17 protein-coding genes are annotated in these 17,451 nt (G+C 69.6%); 6 read left to right on the forward strand and 11 right to left on the reverse strand.

Translation table 11 applies throughout. From position 1 onward, the window contains the following. The first annotated feature begins 1 nt into the window (after window position 1). Window positions 2-856 carry a dTDP-4-dehydrorhamnose reductase gene (gene rfbD, locus OH146_RS04625; RefSeq protein WP_265157833.1) on the forward strand — a complete coding sequence of 285 codons (855 nt, stop codon included), beginning with the start codon at window positions 2-4 and terminating at the stop codon, window positions 854-856. Further along, window positions 853-2,025: a glycosyltransferase family 4 protein gene (locus OH146_RS04630; RefSeq protein WP_265157835.1), complete on the forward strand. Its 1,173-nt coding sequence runs from the start codon at window positions 853-855 to the stop codon at window positions 2,023-2,025. Before rfbD ends, OH146_RS04630 begins: the two co-directional genes overlap by 4 nt. 7 nt (window positions 2,026-2,032) lie before the next feature. Here the strand turns inward: OH146_RS04630 and OH146_RS04635 are convergent, their stop codons facing one another. The 3 genes from OH146_RS04635 to OH146_RS04645 are packed head-to-tail and all read right to left on the reverse strand — an operon-like array spanning window position 2,033 to window position 4,750. Continuing rightward, window positions 2,033-3,364, reverse strand: a complete 1,332-nt coding sequence (locus OH146_RS04635) for an LCP family protein (protein ID WP_308214940.1) — start codon at window positions 3,362-3,364, stop codon at window positions 2,033-2,035. Between the two features lie 9 nt (window positions 3,365-3,373). Beyond that, complete coding sequence (gene purE, locus OH146_RS04640) at window positions 3,374-3,868, reverse strand: 5-(carboxyamino)imidazole ribonucleotide mutase (protein ID WP_265157837.1); 495 nt, start codon at window positions 3,866-3,868, stop codon at window positions 3,374-3,376. 60 nt (window positions 3,869-3,928) lie between these two features. After that, window positions 3,929-4,750 carry an N-acyl homoserine lactonase family protein gene (locus OH146_RS04645; protein WP_265157839.1) on the reverse strand — a complete coding sequence of 274 codons (822 nt, stop codon included), beginning with the start codon at window positions 4,748-4,750 and terminating at the stop codon, window positions 3,929-3,931. Between the two features lie 55 nt (window positions 4,751-4,805). Between OH146_RS04645 and OH146_RS04650 the strand changes: the two genes are divergently transcribed. Both OH146_RS04650 and OH146_RS04655 read left to right on the forward strand, forming a co-directional pair. Beyond that, window positions 4,806-5,816, forward strand: coding sequence for a phosphotriesterase family protein (locus OH146_RS04650; protein ID WP_265157841.1), 1,011 nt, complete (start codon window positions 4,806-4,808; stop codon window positions 5,814-5,816). A gap of 52 nt (window positions 5,817-5,868) precedes the next feature. Further along, window positions 5,869-6,504 (forward strand): cyclase family protein, encoded by a 636-nt coding sequence (locus OH146_RS04655; protein ID WP_265157843.1) that lies wholly within the window; start codon window positions 5,869-5,871, stop codon window positions 6,502-6,504. An 80-nt stretch (window positions 6,505-6,584) separates the two neighbouring features. Here OH146_RS04655 and OH146_RS04660 read toward each other — a convergent pair whose 3' ends face one another. The 8 genes from OH146_RS04660 to OH146_RS04695 all read right to left on the reverse strand — a co-directional run bounded on the left by OH146_RS04660 (window position 6,585) and on the right by OH146_RS04695 (window position 16,097). Continuing rightward, window positions 6,585-7,988, reverse strand: coding sequence for an amidohydrolase (locus tag OH146_RS04660; RefSeq protein WP_265157845.1), 1,404 nt, complete (start codon window positions 7,986-7,988; stop codon window positions 6,585-6,587). After that, window positions 7,988-9,715, reverse strand: coding sequence for a gamma-glutamyltransferase family protein (locus tag OH146_RS04665; protein ID WP_265157847.1), 1,728 nt, complete (start codon window positions 9,713-9,715; stop codon window positions 7,988-7,990). The genes OH146_RS04660 and OH146_RS04665 overlap by 1 nt, the downstream gene beginning before the upstream one ends. Window positions 9,716-9,753: 38 nt before the next feature. Continuing rightward, window positions 9,754-10,362 carry a cysteine hydrolase family protein gene (locus OH146_RS04670; RefSeq protein ID WP_265157849.1) on the reverse strand — a complete coding sequence of 203 codons (609 nt, stop codon included), beginning with the start codon at window positions 10,360-10,362 and terminating at the stop codon, window positions 9,754-9,756. Window positions 10,363-10,484: 122 nt separating this feature from the next. After that, entirely contained in the window at window positions 10,485-11,498 is a 1,014-nt protein-coding gene (locus tag OH146_RS04675; protein ID WP_265157850.1) for a phosphotriesterase family protein, read from the reverse strand. 44 nt (window positions 11,499-11,542) lie between these two features. Further along, a complete protein-coding gene (locus OH146_RS04680) occupies window positions 11,543-13,069 on the reverse strand; it encodes a glutamine synthetase family protein (RefSeq protein WP_265157852.1) in 1,527 nt (508 codons plus the stop codon). Further along, window positions 13,062-14,396, reverse strand: a complete 1,335-nt coding sequence (locus OH146_RS04685; RefSeq protein ID WP_265157854.1) for an aromatic ring-hydroxylating dioxygenase subunit alpha — start codon at window positions 14,394-14,396, stop codon at window positions 13,062-13,064. Before OH146_RS04685 ends, OH146_RS04680 begins: the two co-directional genes overlap by 8 nt. Before the next feature lie 100 nt (window positions 14,397-14,496). Next, window positions 14,497-15,147, reverse strand: coding sequence for a hypothetical protein (locus OH146_RS04690; RefSeq protein WP_265157856.1), 651 nt, complete (start codon window positions 15,145-15,147; stop codon window positions 14,497-14,499). Continuing rightward, window positions 15,147-16,097, reverse strand: a complete 951-nt coding sequence (locus OH146_RS04695) for a PDR/VanB family oxidoreductase (protein WP_265157858.1) — start codon at window positions 16,095-16,097, stop codon at window positions 15,147-15,149. The genes OH146_RS04690 and OH146_RS04695 overlap by 1 nt, the downstream gene beginning before the upstream one ends. 53 nt (window positions 16,098-16,150) lie before the next feature. Here OH146_RS04695 and OH146_RS04700 point away from each other — a divergent pair, with 53 nt between their 5' ends. Both OH146_RS04700 and OH146_RS04705 read left to right on the forward strand, forming a co-directional pair. Further along, complete coding sequence (locus OH146_RS04700; protein ID WP_265157860.1) at window positions 16,151-16,513, forward strand: cupin domain-containing protein; 363 nt, start codon at window positions 16,151-16,153, stop codon at window positions 16,511-16,513. Window positions 16,514-16,655: 142 nt separating this feature from the next. After that, complete coding sequence (locus OH146_RS04705) at window positions 16,656-17,372, forward strand: GntR family transcriptional regulator (RefSeq protein ID WP_265157862.1); 717 nt, start codon at window positions 16,656-16,658, stop codon at window positions 17,370-17,372. Window positions 17,373-17,451: the final 79 nt, after the last annotated feature.

Genomic DNA, 17,451 nt, shown 5'->3' on the forward strand with positions numbered 1-17,451 from the left:
GATGTCGCGCATTCTCCTCACGGGAGCGGGCGGCATGCTCGGCCGCGACCTGCAGACGGTGCTCGCCGGGCGCGATGTGACCGCCCTCACGCGCGCCGAGCTCGACGTGACCGACCTCGACGCGGTGCTCGAAGCATCCGCGGGTCACGACGTGATCATCAACGCCTCCGCCTACACGAAGGTCGATGACGCCGAGACGCACGAGGACGACGCACACGCCGTCAACGCGATCGGCCCCAGCAACCTCGCGGCAGCCGCGGCCCAGCACGACTCGCGCCTCGTGACCGTCTCGACCGACTACGTCTTCGCGGGCGACGCGAGCTCCCCCTACCCCGAAGACGCCCCCATCGAGCCGAAGAACGCCTACGGCCGCACGAAGGCGGAGGGCGAGCGACTCGCCCTCTCGGCGCACCCCGACGGCACCTACATCGTGCGCACCGCCTGGCTCTACGGCGAGCACGGCCCCAACTTCGCCTCGACCATGCTGCGCCTCGCGAGCGAGCGCGAGACCCTCACGGTCGTCGACGACCAGGTCGGCCAGCCCACGTGGACCCTCGACCTCGCCCGTCAGATCGTGGCCCTCGTCGACTCGGATGCCCCGGCCGGCGCCTACCACGGAACCAACGCAGGGCAGGTGAGCTGGTTCGGTTTCGCGCGCGAGATCTTCCGGCTGAGCGGCCTCGACCCGGAGCGCGTGCAACCGACCGACAGCGCGAGCTTCGTGCGCCCGGCCGCGCGACCCTCCTACTCCGTGCTCGGCCACGACGCCTGGGCGCGCGCCGGCCTCTCCCCCATGCGTGACTGGCGCGAAGCGATCGCCGACGCCCTCGAATCGGGTGTCGCGAGACGGTCATGAGCACCGAACTGCGGGTGACCATCGACCAGCTGGTCGCCCCAGTGCCCGGCGGGATCGGCCGCTACACGGAGGAACTCACGCGCGAACTGATCGCGCAGGCCCCGCCCGAGTGCAGCGTCGCCGGCATCGTCTCCGCAGTCGGCGAGGAGGAGATGGAGCAGCTCTCCACACTCCTGCCGGGCCTCGCCGAGATCATCCGTCTCCCGCTGCCGCGGCGTGAACTCGCCCTCGCCTGGCGCTTTGGCGCGACGAGCATCCCCGGACGAGGCCCCGATGGCACCTGGCGCAGCCCCAAGGGGATGCTGCACGCGACCAGCCCGCTGGCTCCCCTCGGGCGGCACGACCGCATCAACGACCCGGGCAACCAGACGGTCGTGACCATTCACGACGTCCTGGCGTGGACGCATCCTGAGTCGCTCGGCTCCGGCACGGTCGCCTTCCACAAGGCGATGGCGAAGCGGGCGCAACGCCACGCCGACGCGGTCGTCGTGCCCTCGCACGCGGTCGCCTCCGAACTTGGCGAACTGCTCGACTTCGGTGACCGCATCCGCGTCATCGGCGGCGCCGTCAGTGCAAAACTCCAGGTGCCCGTCGACGCGGAGGAGCGCGCCGCGCGCCTCGCGCTGCCCGAGCGTTACATCTTCACGATGGGCAGCCTCGAGCCGCACCGGCGTCTGAGCGCCCTCATCGAGTCGCTCGCCCACCCCGACTCCGTCGACCTGCCCCTGCTCATCGCGGGCCCCTCCGCGTGGGGCGGGCTCGAGGTCGCGGGCGTCGCCGCCGAGGCGGGTCTCGCCGAGGATCGCGTGCGCACACTCGGAACACTCTCCGATGCCGACCTCTCCGTCGTGCTCGACCGGGCCAGCGTCTTCGTGCTGCCCAGCGCATCCGCCGGCTTCGGGCTGCCCGTGGTCGAGGCCTTCAGCTTCGGCACCCCCGTCGTGCACTCCGACGCCCCCGCCCTTGTCGAGGTGGCGGCGGGAGCCGGATACACCGTGCCCCTTTCCCACGAGGCCGGCTATCCGGCCCGCCTCGCGCAGGCGATCGCCTCCATCGTCGACGACCCCGACACGGTCGAGCGGATGCGCGTGCAAAGCCTCGACCGTGCGCGCGCCTTTAGCTGGGCCGACTCCGCTGCGGGCGTGTGGCAACTGCACGCAGAGCTCTAGCCCGCCGCTACTCCGTCGACTCGGGGCTCAGGAGCGAGGACTGCACGAGCGCGTGGATCGACGGGTAGTCGGGGTGCAGCACGTCGACCTGCGGATCGACGAGCTCGAGCGTGTTGATCGGGAGCTGCTGCGACTTGGCGGCCAGATCGATGAAGTGGCCGAGCATGACGTCGGGGATGTCGGTGCTCACGACCTGCACGCCCGCATCCGCGACCGCCTGGAACTTGAGCGCCACGTTGCCTGGATCCATCTGCTGGATGATCGCCTGCTGCACCTGACGCTGCCGCTCCATGCGGTCGATGTCGCCGCTCCCGAAACGCGAACGGGCGTACCAGAGGGCGTGGTAGCCGTCGAGTCGCTGCACGCCCGGCTCGAAGTAGCCGAGCGGTACGGAGGAGGTCACGGGTCCGTAGGCGAGCCGCTCCGGGATCTCCACCTCGACTCCCCCGAGGGCGTCAATCAGTTGGGCGAAGCCCTCCATGTCGATCAATACGTAGTACTGAATCGTGAGGCCCGTCACACCCTCGACGGCATCTCGCATGGCCTCGATGCCGGCGTTGCTGCCGTTCTCCGCGGCATCCGGATACAGTTCCGCGTGCTCCTCGCCCACCGTGTAGAGGTAGCTGATGAGGCACTCGTCGCCGCAGTCGTAGCCGTTCGGGTAGACCTGGAACATGGGCGAACCCTCCGAGAACGTCGCGCGCTCGAAGTTGCGGGGGATGCCGATGATGGTGGTCGATCCCGTCTCAGCGTCGACGCTCACGACCGAGATGCTGTCGGGTCGCAGCCCCAGTCGGTCGGCGCCCGCGTCGCCTCCCAGCAGCATGATGTTGTAGCGGCCGTCGACGGGCTCCTGGAAGTCGCCGCTCTGGAAGACGGAGGCGATCGCATCCCGGGCGACGCCCGTGACGTAGGCACCGTAGGCGGCGCTGCCGGCGGTCGCAACGAGGGCGACGACCGCGAACCCCGCGATGAAAGGCCGTGCGGAGGGGGACGCCTTCACGAGTCGGACGAGCCGCAGCGCATCGAGGGTGAGCACGAGCCACAGCACTGCGTAAGCCGTGAGGAACACCTGGGCAACTGTGAGAGCGATCGTGTTCGTGCCAAGCGCGAGCAGAATGCCACTATCGATGAGATACACCGTGAGCACGATGATCGCGAGCGCCCACAGCACGAAGGTCGCCGAGACGCCGAATCGGCCGAGCCGCCTGTTGCCCGCAAGCAGCTGCGCCGAGCCCGGGATCAGCAGGTTGAGGCCCACGAGCCACCACCCGCGCACCGTCATGACCTCGCGCGACCCCGTGTCGGGGTGGCGCACGGTCGGCGTCGACGAGATCACGGAGGGAACCTAGATGCGCGCCTTGAGGGCAGCGTTCTTCTCCTCGACGAGGGACTCGAGCTCGCGCGAGTAGCGGGCGAGGGCGTCGGCGATCGCCGGATCTGTCGCGCCGAGCATCCGCAGGGCCAGCAGGCCGGCGTTCTTGGCACCGCCGATCGAGACGGTCGCGACGGGGATGCCGGCGGGCATCTGCACGATCGAGAGGAGGGAGTCGAGCCCGTCGAGCCGCGCGAGCGGCACGGGCACGCCGATGACGGGCAACGTCGTGACGGAGGCGACCATGCCGGGCAGGTGGGCGGCGCCGCCCGCGCCCGCGATGATGACACGGATGCCGCGGCTCGCCGCCCCACGACCGAAGGAGACCATCTTGTCGGGGGTGCGGTGCGCCGAGACGACCTCGACCTCATGCTCGACACCGAACTCACCGAGCACAGCGGCGGCCTCGCCCATGACGGGCCAGTCGGAGTCGGAGCCCATGATGATCGACACGAGGGGCTTGGGCATGGCTTCGATAGTAGTAGGCCGCGCGCCCGTGCTCGGCACCGGCCACGCCGTGCTGCTGCGCTACTCGCCGTTCGACCGCCAGGCCGGCCACTCGGGGTCGTGTCCCGGCCACACCTCGTAGCCCTGTCGGTCGAGCTCGGCGAGGCGCCGGATCGCCGCCACCGCGGCATCCGCATCGTCGGGTCTCGCCGTGAAACCGCAGGGCCGCACCTCGTCGATGCAGGCGCGCAGGTCGGCGGCGTCGCACGCCAGCACGATGCCCCGGTCGGCGAGCTCGATCTGGAACGACTGGTGCCCGGGCGTGTGCCCGCTGGTGTCGAGCGCCGTGAGGCCCGGAGCGATCTCGGTGTCGCCGTCGAGCAGCACGACCTCGAGTTCCGGCCGGAGGTAGTCCTCGCGGAAGTAGACGTCGCGGCGCCCCGCGACCGTCGTCGCGAACTCCCACTCGGCCGCCTGGATGAGAAGGGGTGCGCGGCCGGCCACGAGCCGCAGCCCACCCGAGTGATCCCCGTGCAGGTGTGAGATGGCGCAGGCCGCAAGACGCCCCCAGTCGAGCCCCGCCGCCGCCACCTGGTCGCGGAGGGGGTCGCCGGGTGGGACGACGGCCGTGTAGCTGTCGTAGTTGAACCTCTCGCCTCGCCGCACGGGGTCGCGCACAACGTCGACGTCGAAGCCCGTGTCGAGCAGGATCCACGCCTCGTCGTAGACGAGCGCGGCGGCCGTGACGGGTTCGAGCAGGAAGCGCTCGGGCCGCCCGCCGCGGATGGAGAGCGCCTCAGAGATCGGCTCGTAACCGAGCACCATCGGCACGAGGCGCCGCGGGCTGCCGAGGTCGCGGAGGCGGATCGACGACGGCCACGCGCTGACGGGTTGTGAAGACATTCGCGCTCCTCGTTCTTTTGGATCCATTCGAAGCTGTCTGGGATACACTAACGGGATGAAGACCGTCGAGAGCGTCACGGGACCCATCACTCCCGAGCAGATGGGGGTCACGCTTCCCCACGAGCACGTCTTCATCAACATGACCCCGACCGAGCCGCGCGACGGCTTCATGACGGTGTGGCAGGAGCGCGTCGACGACGTCTCGCGCTTCGTCGCGGCGGGCGGCACGACCCTCTGGGACATGACCAACGGCGAACTCAGCAACCACGCCGCCCCCGTCTACTTCGACCGCGACCCCGCGCACCAGGTGCAGAACCCCACGACGGGCTCGCGCTCGATCGCCAACGTGCTCGCGACAAAGGCCGTCGCGGATGCCACGGGCGCGACCGTCATCCTGGGCACGGGCCACTACTTCCAGAAGTACTTCGACACCGAGTGGTGGGACCGCAACTCGGTCACGCAGATCGCCGACTACCTCATCGCGGACCTCTGCGACGAGATCCCTGGCACGGGCATCCGTGCCGGCTTCCTGGGCGAGATCGCCTCCGACCTGCCCCACATCACAGCCCAGGAGGAGCGCTCCTTTCGTGCCGCGGGTCGCGCCGCCGCCGAGACGGGCGTCATGATCAGCACGCACGCGCCCTCCTTCCCGACGGGCGAGGCGCAGATCGACATCCTCGTTTCGGAGGGCGTCTCCCCCGAGCGGATCGTGATCGGCCACAGCGACACCGTCAAGAGTGTCGACTACTCCCTCGACCTGCTGCGACGCGGCGTCTTCATCGAATACGACTGCATGATGGCCTGCAAGGTGGGCGGCACGATCATCGAGCACGAGCTGCAGCGCCGCGTCGACTATCTCGCCCGCGTGATCGCGGAGGGCTACGGCCACCGCATCCTGCTCTCGCAGGACGTCAGCCAGCGATCGCATCAGGCGTCGCACGGCGGCCCCGGACTCACCTTCCTCTTCGAGGAGTTCACAGAGCGGGCGCTCCGGTCTGGCATCGGTGAGGACACCCTCCAGAGCATCTTCACCGACAACCCCAGGCGCGCCATGTTCGGCGAATAGTCGGCACGGAAAGCCCCAGAATGAATCACGGCCCCACCAGGAGAGGAACCGCATGACCGCGCACGACATCAACATCCCCGTGAGCCCCGAGATGCTCCACTGGGGCCGCCGCCCCACCTACGAAATGGTGGAGCAGATCAAGGACGGCTACCCCTCCGACGTCTCGCGCTGGCTCATCGGCGCCCACACCGGCACCCACGTCGATGCGCCCTCCCACTTCGTGCCGGGCGGAACGACGGTCGACAAGATCCCGTTCGAGAACGTCGTCGGCCCGGCGCGCGTGCTCGACCTGCGCCACGTCGAGGAGGAGATCAGCGTCGACGATCTCGTGTCGGCGGGCATCGAGGGCGCCACGCGCGTGCTCTTCAAGACCCGCAACTCGACGGATGCCCTCACCCGCAACGAGAAGTCGCCGACCTGGGTGGGCCTCGGCCCCGAGGCGGCGCAGTACCTCGTCGACAACGGCGTGCTCTTCGCCGCCAACGACTACATGACGATCGAGGCCCCCGCCAACACGGAGGAGTGGCCGACACACGTGATCCTGTGCGGCGCGGGCGTCATCATCCTCGAGAATGCGAACCTCGCGGAGGTCGAGCCGGGCGACTACATGCTCGTCTGCCAGCCGGTCCCCTTCGAGGGCCGCGAGGCCGCGCCCGCTCCGACCGTGCTGCTGCCGCTCCACTCCTGACGCCGGCACTCTGCGCGAACGGCGGGCGACGATCATCCGTCGCCCGCCGTTGCTGCCCTGTCAGGCGCAGCCAGGCGCAGTCAGGCCCCGGGTGCCTGGAAGACGGTCTCGCCTCCAACGACGGTGCGCAGCACCGTGGCGTCACGGAAGTCCTCGGCCGTGCACGTGGCGGGGTCGACGTCGATGACGGTGAAGTCGGCGAGCATGCCGGCCCGCAGCATCCCCCGGCGGTCCTCCGCCATGCTGGCCCACGCCGCGTCGACCGTGTAGGCGGCGAGCGCCTCCTGGAGGCTGATCGCCTGCTCGGGCGAGGCGGGCGCGTCGACGCCGCGCGCCAGACGGGTCATGGAATGCCAGACGATGAGCCGCGGGTCGAAGGGGAAGAACGGCCCGTCGGAACCGAACGCGACCCGCGCGCCCGCGTCGATCCAGGAGCGCACGGGGTTGAGCCCGAGCGCCCGATCGCCGAGGCGACCGATGAGCCCCTCGAGGTTGTTCCACGCGATGGAGGGCTGTAGCGAGGCGATCACGCCCGCGGCGGTAGCCGTGCGGATGCTCTCCTCCGACGGTTCGAGGTAGGCGTGGATGAGCTGGAAGCGCAGGTCGTCAATCGACGCGCGCTCGGCGGCCCGGGCGAAGGCGGCGGATGCTTCGGCCACCGCCTTGCCCCCGACGGCGTGCACCCCGACCCCCCAGCCGTTGTCGGCGCAGAAGTCCACGAGGCGCTGGAAATCCTCCGTCGGCACGCGCTGGACGCCCGTGAAGTCGTCACCGTCGCGCCACGGGCGCTCGAGCAGCGCCTCACCCTTCATGCCTTCGCCGTCGTAGTAGACCTTGATGGGTCCGATCCGCAGCACGTCGTCGCCGAAGCCCGTCGAGGCGCCGATGCCCGTGAGGTATGTGATGGCCTCGTCGACCGTCGGAACCTCGGGCGTGCCGATCTCGGGGTACGGCATCGCGACCGTGCGCATCGTGAGTGCGCCGCGCCGCTTCGTCTCCTGGTAGCCGCGCATCTCGTCGATCGTCACGGCCGGGTCGATGACCCCCGTGAAGCCGAGGGCGTGCAGGAGCGGCTGCACGCGGCGCAGACCCTCGACGCGATCCTCCATGGTCGGCTCGCCATCACGCCACTCGGGGTCGTGGGGTGTCTGCAGCATCCGCTCCATATAGGAGTCGACATCGGTTCCCTCGGGGAACTGGTCGAGCGCCTTGAGCCCGCCGCGCTGCATGTGCATGTGGGCATCGATGAGCCCGGGCAGCACGACCCCGTCGAGCGTCACCTCGCGGGTTCCCTGCGGAACGGCCGCCCGCACGGCGTCGAGCTCGCCCACGGCGAGCAGGCGCCCGGCGTGCATCGCGAAGGCCTCGGCCCGCGGATGCTCGGGGTCCATCGTCACGGTCGGTGCGACGATCACGACGGGAGCCCCGCTCTCGACGATCTCGCGCTTCAACACTCCGCCCCAGCGCCCCGTGGCTTCGCGCATCAGAACACCACCGCCGCGGCGGGCTGGCGCGGGTCTGCCGCCGACTCGAGGAAGCCCGAGCGGGCGTTGCGGTAGATCGCCTCGACGGCGGCCGCATCGCGCGTGTACTGCGGCCAGCGGCGCACGTCGTGCCCGAGGCGCTCGAGCTCCGTGAAGACGCCCTCCTCGAAGCGGTCCTCGAGGAACACGTGGGAGGCGAGGTAGTCGAAGGGGGCGAAGGAGTTGGGGAAGCTCCAGGTCGAGAAGCGCGGCGCGTTGACCGCCTCCTGCAGCTCCATGCCGAAGTGGAAGGCGTTGAGGAACACCTGCAGCATCGCCTGCACCTGCATGTCGCCTCCGGGGCATCCGAAGGGCAGCACCGAGCCGTCGTCGCGGATCGCGATGGCCGGGTTCGGCGTCAGGCGAGGGCGACGACCGGGACCGACGCCCGCGGGGTGCCGCGGGTCGGGGCGCGACTGCAGGCCGCGCAGGGAGGGAACGAAGCCCGTGCCGGGGATGACGGGCGAGGTCGAGGCGCCGTCGCTCGGGGTTGCGGAGAAGGCGTTGCCCCAGCGGTCCACGGCGCAGACGTAGCTCGTGCCGCCCTCGCCGATGTGCCGGATCTCCTCGACGTTCATGGCCTCGGGCAACTCCTGCGACTCCCCGAAGAGCGCGGGCGGCAGGCCCGGATGCGCGTGCTCCAGGTCGATCGCCGCCGCGCGCTGGGCGATGTGCTCGGCCGAGAGGATGCGGTCGAGTTGCACGTCGACGAAGGCCGGGTCACCGAAGTGATGCTCCCGGTCGGCGAAGACGCCCTTGAGCGTCTCGATCATGAGATGGGCGTATTCGGCACTGTTGTGCTCGAGGCCCGCGATGCCCTTCTCCTCGAGGATGAGGAGCGCTTCCGCGAGCACGGGCCCCTGGCACCAGGCGTCGCAGGTGTAGAGCGTGAAGTCGCGCCAGGGCGTCGCCACGACGGGCTCGAAGCGGCAGCGGAACTCGGCGAGGTCGTCACGCCCCAGGTAGCCGCCGTTCTCCTCGTGGTACTTCACCATCATGTCGGCGGTCTCGCCCTCGTAGAACTCGGCGCGGGCCGCTTCGAGCCCCGCGACGCGGTCTCCGCCCGCCGCGGCCTCGGCATCCATCATCCGCTTGATGGTCGCCGCAAGGTCCTTCTGCACGAAGCGCTCGCCCACCCGGGGAGGGCGCCCCTCCGGCAGGTAGATGGCCTCGTTCGCGGGCCACCGGCGGTAGCCGGCCTGGCGCTTCGTGATGCCGTCGACGAGCAGCGGGAAGGCGGCGAAGCCGTCGTGCGCGAGGTCGTGGGCGGCCTGCGCGACCTGCGTGAACGTCATGGTGCCGTATTCACGCAGGGCGCTGATCCACGCGTCGGGCGCCGCGGGCACGACCGTGCGCAGCAGGCCCGTCGGCATCTCGCCGCCGTGCTCCCGCATGAAGAGGTCGGCGGGGATGCGACGGGGCCACACCCCGAGGCCGTCGATGCTGATCGTCTCGCCGTCCGCCATGCGGATCATGATGGGCGCGACCCCGGCGAAGTTGACCTCGTCGGCGTGCAGCACCGCGAGGGCCATGCCCGCGCAGCATCCCGCATCCACCGCATTGCCGCCGGCTTCAAGGATCGCGAAGGCGGCGGATGACGCGAGGTAGTGGCCGGAGGAGACGGCGTGGCGGGTGCCGTGCAGGGTCTTGTTGGGTGCGAGCCATTCGGCGTCGGGGATGCTGGTCATGGGCTACCTTGTCGTGTCGGTTCGGGCGTAGAGGAGATTCAGGCGGCGGCGTCGTCGAGCCACTCGAGCACGGCGTCGGAGGTCACGAGCGCATCCCGCTGCAGGTAGCGGATGGCCTCGAGCGCGGCGTCGTGGGCTGCCTCGCTCGAGCCGCCCACGCAGTCCGTCAGCACGCGCACGACGTAGTCGTGCTGGTGGGCGTCGACCGCCGTGTAGTGGATGCAGACATCCGTGAGCCCGCCCACCAGGAGCACCGTCTCGGCCTTGTACGCCTTGAGCACGATCTCGAGCTCGGTGCCGAAGAAGGCGGAGTAGCGGCGCTTGCGGATGACGAACTCCTCCGGCTGCGGGTCGATCCAGGAGGCGAGTTCCGTGCCATCCTCACCCTCAATGCAGTGCGGTCCCTCGGCGCCGTCGAGCTCCCGGCCGATGTCGACGAGGCTCGGCTTGTGCACCTCCTGGATGAACACGACCGGCACCCCCGCCTCCCGGCACCGGGCGATGAGGTTCTTGACCTTGGGCGCGCGCGCCTCCCTGCCGCCCATGAGCGGGATGCCGGGGTCGGCGACGGCGGGGTCGCCCCCGCCACCCTGGATGTCGACGACGATGAGCACGGCGTTTCCGGTGACCTTGAGGGGATCGTTCATGAGCGGTGTTCCTTTGGGGTTCGGGGCTTGAGAGGGTCCGGGGCTTGAAAGGGTTCAGTGCTTGAGAGGGTTCGGGGCTTGAGAGGGTTCAGTGCTTGAGAGGGTTCAGTGCTTGGGACGAGTCAGGGGCGGTCGAGCAGGCGCCTCGGGTTGTGCACGATGATCGTGTCGATGAGGGCGCCGTCGTCGCCTGCGAGTCTCGTGATGGCGGGCCCGATGCGGCGGAAGAGGTGGTCGTAGCCGTTGCCGCCGTTGCGGCGCAGGTTCCCCTGGCTCCACACGTCGGCCGCGATGATGAGCTGCTCGGCGAAGCCCTCCCCGATCAGCCAATCGACCATGTCGAGGCGCTCGGCATCCGTGGGGCAGCGCAGCTCGGTCGAGCCGTAGTAGAAGTCGGTGCCGAAGGTGTCATAGCCGAGGATCGCCCCCGCCTGCGCGATCTCGCGGTGATAGCCCTTGTCGAAGTACTCGTCGAGGTGGCCGATGATGACACGATCGGCGGGCATGCCCTCATCCAGCAGCGCCGCGAGCACGTCGATACCGCCTGGCCCGCGGAACGACTGGTGCATGTAGACGGCCGCGCCAGTCTCTGCCCCCGCCCGGCCTGCGGCGCGAACGAGCCGCCACTCGGCATCCGTGATGGGCCAGCTCGTGCCGATCTCCCCCAGCAGGGCGGGGATGACTCCCTCGCGACCGCCCCGCAGCTGATCGAGCAGCACCTGCGTGAGCTCGTCGATGCCGAGCCCCGCGATGCGATCGGGATGCGTGTCCTCCACGTAGAAGCCCGCCCCGATCACGACATGAACACCGGAGCGACGCGAGATCTCGCGCAACTCGGCGACGCGCGCGCCCATGCCCTCGAGGGTCAGCTCCACGACGGCCGAGCCGCCCGCCTGAGCGACCGTCGCGAGCTCCTCCGCCGCGACATCCGCGTCATCCAGAATGAGGTTCTCGGGCAGCGACAGAGCGTTCCACGCGAGGTAGCTGCGCAGCTCCGGGCCCATCTCGACCCCCTCGGGCCGCGGCTCGACGGGCGGCTTGCTCCAGATAGAGAGGTCGCTGAGCAGGTGCTCGTGCATCGAGGTGGGGCCGAGCTCGTGCGGCTCGATGGGACCAAGCACGGTGTGGATGGGCATGGGCGCCTTTCGATCGTTCGTCGGTCAGCGGCGAGGCTGTCCGTTCACAGCAGGGCGAAATACTCGCGCTGCTCCCAGTCGCTCACCTGCGACAGGTAGCGGTCGTACTCCGCTCGCTTGATCGTCGCGAACCACTCGACGACCTCGTCGCCGAGCGCCGCGCGGAACGCCTCATCCGCCTCAAGGGCATCGATTGCCGCACCGAGCGACTTGGGCAGCCGATCGGCATCATCCGCGTAGGGGTTCTCGGTCGGCTCGCCCGGCTCGACGGCGCGATCCAGGCCGTCCATGCCGCTGACCAGTTGCGACAGGATGTAGAGGTAGGGGTTGGCCGCGGGCTCGCCCGAGCGGTTCTCCAGACGGGTGGCAGGGTCGCCCGCTCCCCCGACCGCGCGCACCATGGCTCCCTTGTTGTCGACACCCCAGAGGATGCGGTCGGGCGCGAGCGAGAACGGCTGGTAGCGCTTGTAGCCGTTGACGGTCGGTGTGCTGAATGCCGCGGCCGCCTTGGCGTGTGCCAGGAGCCCGCCGAGGTAGTAACGGCCGGTGTCGGAGAGCGGTGCGCTGTCGTCGGGAGCTGAGAAGACGTTAGCGCCCGTCACGAGGTTGCGCAGCGACTGGTGCAGGTGCCAGCCCGTCGACGCAGTATCGGCGCCGAGCGGACGGGACATGAAGGTCGCGTGGTAGCCCATTTTGCGGGCGATCTGCCGCACCGCCATGCGCGCGAGGATGACCTCGTCGGCGACCGTTGCGGCGTCCCCCGCCTCGAGCGTGATCTCGAGCTGGCTGGGGCCGAACTCGAGCTCGATCGTGCGGAGCGGCAGGTCCATGAGCGTGAGACCGCTGTAGAGCTCGCTCACGAGTTCGTCGAGGGATCCCATGCCCTCCGCGTGGAGGAGCTGCGAGCCCGAGGTCGTCGCGCCCACCCGCGGCGCCTCCCCGGGAGCGCCGGGAGCGCCCACACGGTCGCTCGAGAAGCCGGTCTCCTCGGCCGTGAAGACGTGGAACTCGAGCTCGGCCCCCACCGTGAGGCCCAGGTCGCGCGTGTCGGCGAGCGCCGCGAGCCGTCGCCGCAGGAGGCTGCGCGTGCAGAACGGCACGACGGCACCGTCGGGGAAGCGCAGGTCGCAGAGCACGAGCCCCGTCTTCTTCGCCCACGGCAGCACACGGAAGGTCTGCGGGTCGGGCACGAGCACGATGTCTCCCGCGCCGCTGAAGCGCGCGAGCTCGCCGAGCGCCCCCGTGTCGAAGACGGGGAAGACGCTGCGGCCGGAGGTGTCCTTGAGCAGCAGGGTCGAGGGGGCGCGCAGTCCCGAGCGCATCGCGGCCGGCACGGCCGTGCGGGTCAGCGTCTTGCCCCGCAGGATGCCGTGCTGGTCGGCGAAGACGAACTGCACCATCTCGATGCCGACCTCGTCCATGACGCGGCGCATCTGCCCCGCCGCCGCATACTGCGCTTCGCTCCACAGCTCGTGCTGTTCGATGAAGCCCCCGCGGTCCTTCGCGAGGAGAGGGCGAGCGCTCGCGCCGCCGCCGCCTTCCGCGACGCGCCGCTCGTCGACGTTACGCATCGACCGCGACTTCCTCGCTCGCGGCGCCGGCCCACGGCGACTGGGCGCGTCGCTCCGCCTCCTTCTGCAGCCAGACCTCCTGCCACCCCTCCGTGGGCGACACGGTGTCGACGGCGTAGGGGCCGACGTAGGTTGCGGCCTCCTCCTCGCTGACCGGATGCGACGGCAGCGCGCCGCCCGCCTCGAAGGCGTCGATCGACTTGAGCAGCAGCCGCCGGTTCGCGGTCACCGCGCGGTCGGAGATGCCGAGCCGCTCGACCGTGCGGTCCTGCACGGCTCCCATGCTCTCGACCGCCCACTGGTCGTGGACGTTGATGTCGAGGCCCATTCCCGTGTAGGTGAGCGACTTCTGCTCCTCCGCGTCGAAGCCCCAGTTGTTGGAGCGGTTGCGCAGCGGGCGGTAGTCGGGCAGGGAGACGCCCTCGAGGCGCTGCTGGAGGAGGGTCTCCTTGTCGGTCTTCTCGGAGAAGTCGTAGAAGATCATGTACCAGTAGTGGTTCTCGTCGTCGATCGGCACGTGCCACTGCGTGAACACCTTGTTGTTGCCGAAGGGCACGACGAAGGCGTTGGGGAACATGAGGTTCGTGACGCGGACGTGCTTGAGCTCCTCGGTGAGCTGTCGGATCGCGAAGACGCGGAGCCCGTGCTCGGCGCTCTCGACCTCGATGTCGGGGCGGTAGTGGTCGCCGACGAGCTTCGAGAGTTTCGTGCCGGTGCCCTCGACCTCCTCACTGAACTGCTGGCCGTAGACGTCGCGCGGGTCCTCGTCGATGAAGCGGTGCAGGAAGGAGACGTGACTCGGGTCGATGCCGCCTTCGAGGCCCTGCAGCCAGTTGCACTCCCACAGGCCCTTGAAGGCGAAGGTGTATTCATCCGGTGCTGTGAAGCAGTCGTAGTCGGGGAACGGCGGCGGGTCGCCCGCGCCCATGTAGGCGAAGATGATGCCGTTCTTCTCGACGCAGGGGTAGTTGGAGATGCGGATCTTGTCGAGGAACTGGCTGTGCGGCGGTTCGGCGGGCTGCTCGACGCAGCGACCCTCGTTGTTGTAGAGCCAGCCGTGGTAGAGGCAGCGGAGACCGCCGTCCTCGAGTCGACCGTAGGAGAGGTCGACTCCGCGGTGGGCGCAGTAGCGGCTGATGAGCCCCCAGCCGTTGATGCGCTTGAAGAGCACGAGGTCTTCCCCCATGATCCGCACGGCCTTGACGGGCCGGCCCTCCGGCATCTCCGAGAGGAGGGCGACGGGCTGCCAGTACGCCCTCATGAGTCCGCCCAGGGGCGTCCCCGGCCCGGACTGGGTGAGTTTGTCGTTGTCCTCGCGCTTGAGCACTGGGGCCTCCATCACATCCGATTTACGAGAGATTGGATCCAATCATTGCATTATTTTGTCCACTTTGCGAGCCTCGCCCGGGCACGGCGGCGATCCGCGCCTAGAGAAAAGCCATCGCGGTGAGCGGCATCGCCGCCATCGCGACGAGCGCCGCCGCGGCCGCGAGGCGACCCAGCCGGTCCGTCCGCGCATCCCAGTCGGCGAGCAGGCCCTCGCCCGCAGCCGTACCCCCGACGCCGCCTGCCCCGACGCGGCCCCCGGCCCCGACGCTCGCGCGCGTCGCCAGCACCTGGGCGACGACGACCCCCGCATAGAGGAACGCGCCCGCCACGAGCATCCCGACGACCGCGCCGGCGCCCAGCCCGTGCGAATGACCGGCCGCCGGTGCCTCAGCACCGCCCATGAAGGCGAGCAGTCCCGCCGCGAGGATCATGCCGAGCGGATGCCCGTGGTCGCCGCCGACCGCCCCGTCGCCCCGCACGACCGCTCTCCCGGCAGCCGCCCTCCGGCCCCCAACGCGCTGCAAGACGGCGGCAGCGAGTGCCGCCGTGATGAGAGCGACGGTCCACGCGAGAGGGGGGACCACGTGGGAGCCCACGAGGCAGACGTCCAGCATTGCAGCGAGCATGAGGAGCTCGCCCCACATCATCGAGCGGGAGGCGCGCCTCCCCCGCAGCGCCGCGAGCACGATCGCGAGCGAGGAGAGGCCGACCATGCCCCAACAGAGGGCCGACTCGATGATGGGCTGCATCAGAGATCGAGCACGAGCACGGGGCACTGCGCCCGGGAGACGCAGATCATCATGCAGTCGTTCTGTGCCTTCTCCTGGGAGGTGAGCACGTAGTCGCGGTGATCAGGAACACCCTCGAGCACCTTGGTCTCGCAGCTGCCGCAGATGCCCTCCTCGCAGTCGCTCATGACGTCGATTCCCGCTTCCGTCACCACCTCGAGGATCGAGCGGTCAGGGGGAACCGGCAGAGTGAGGCCCGAGGAGCGCAACTCGACCGTGAGTCCCTCGGCGGGCGCCGCGACGTCTGCCTCGGGGGCCACGAAGAGCTCCGTGCGCAGCATGTCCTCCCGACCGGCCGCCGCGAGTGCCTCACTCACCCCATCGAGCATCCGCTGGGGACCGCAGGCATACCAGAGGGCGTCGGCCGGGGCATCCGCCACCATGCTCGCGAAGGCCAAGCGCGTGCCCTCGTCGGAGGGGGCGAGCGTGACCTTGTCGCCGTAGGGGGCGAGCTCGTCGAGGAAGGCCATCGTGGTGCGGCTGCGGCCTGCGTAGTAGAGCCGCCAGGGAGCGCCGTCCGCCTCGAGCTTCGCGAGCATCGGCAGGATCGGGGTGATGCCGATGCCTCCTGCAACGAGCACGTGCAGCGGCGCATCCTCGAGCGCGAAGTGGTTGCGGGGACCCTTGACCTGCACGATGTCGCCCGGCCGGACCGTGCGGTGGAGGTGCTCGGAGCCCCCGCGCCCCGCGGGTTCCCTCAGCACCGCGATGCGATAGTCGGGGTCGGAGGGCGACCCGCAGAGGGAGTACTGGCGTGTCGAGCCGTCGGCGACGACGAGGTCGATGTGCGCTCCGGGCTCCCAGTGCTCGAGAGTGCCCTCGCGCGGCTCGAGGCGCAGCGACACCACGCCCTCGCTCTCATGACGCAGGCTGCGCACGAGCAGTTCGCGCAGTGTCGCGTTGTCGGCCATCCGTTTCCTCCGAACTACTGTGGATCCAATCGGCTTGGTTTAGGATACGTTACATGACGACAATCACGAGCCCCGCATCCGTTCCCGCCAGCGAGCTGGAGGAGAAGCCCCTCGCCCCGCCCAGCGCGGAACCCCTCGACGGCCCCGTCACGGTGCACAGCCGCGTCGATTTCGCAACCGAGGACCGCCGTCTCGTCTCGGGCATCTGGGAGTCGGAGACGGGCCGCTCGCGCTGGGAGTTCCTCACCCGCGGCGAGATCATCCACGTCATCGCGGGCGCCATGACGGTGCATGAGGATGGCGGTGAGCCCCTCGAGGTGCGCGCGGGCGACACCGCCTACTTCCCCATCGGCTGGTGCGGCACCTGGACGGTCACGGAACGACTCCGCAAGGTCTTCGTCGTCTACAAGCCCTGAGGCACACGAGCGGAGGATGCGTCGCTTCCCCCACAACGAAGGTGCAGTCGCATCCAATCCGGGGTAGAACTGGATACCAAGTCGGCCGGTCGCCGACGCTCATGCACCCCCGACCGACTCGGCAGAACGGACTCCACCCCGAATGAACACGACAGCAGTCAGCGGCGCGACAACGGGCGCGGCCCTCGTCGACGACCTCGCGGCCCGCATTCGCTCCAAGATCATGAGCGGGGAGATCCCCATCGGGGCGCCACTGCGGCAGGCCGAACTCGCGGCCGAGTTCGGCATCAGCCGCACGCCCGTGCGTGAGGCCCTGCGCCAACTCCAGACGGGCGGCCTCATCGAGGTCGTGCCCAACCGCGGCGCCGTCGTGCGCGTGCCCGTGCCCTGGGAGGTGCGCGAGGTCTATGAGGTGCGCGCGGAACTCGAGGCCCTCGCCGCCAAACGCGGCGTCAAGCGAATGACCCCCGAGATGGTCGACGAGCTGCGCCGCGTCAACGACGCCATGTACGAGCACTCCAAGCGCGTCGCCGCAGGAGAGAGCACGGGCGACGACAGCACGGGCGCCGAGAACGACCAGTTCCACACCCTCATCTACCGGGCATCCGGCAACTCCCGCCTGGAGCGGATGCTCACCGAGATGAACGAGTCATTCCCACGCAACGTCTCAGCCCTCGTGCTGCAGGACAACCCCCGGCACCGCGACGAGAACTTCAGCGAGCACGAGCACATCATCGAGGCGATCGCGGCCGGCGACGAGAAGAAGGCCGCCACCCTCATGCGCGCCCACGTCATCAGCGCGGGAGAACACCTCGCCCACTGGTACGAGCGACGCTCCGCCACCATCTATCGGGGCTGAACCCGCGCCTCGCGTACTCGCGACACACGACGACGGCGGCGGTCGCATCTGCGACCACCGCCGTCGTCGTCACTCCGAC

It is taken from the genome of Homoserinimonas sedimenticola, assembly GCF_026094475.1.
GTDB classification, from domain to species: domain Bacteria; phylum Actinomycetota; class Actinomycetes; order Actinomycetales; family Microbacteriaceae; genus Homoserinimonas; species Homoserinimonas sedimenticola.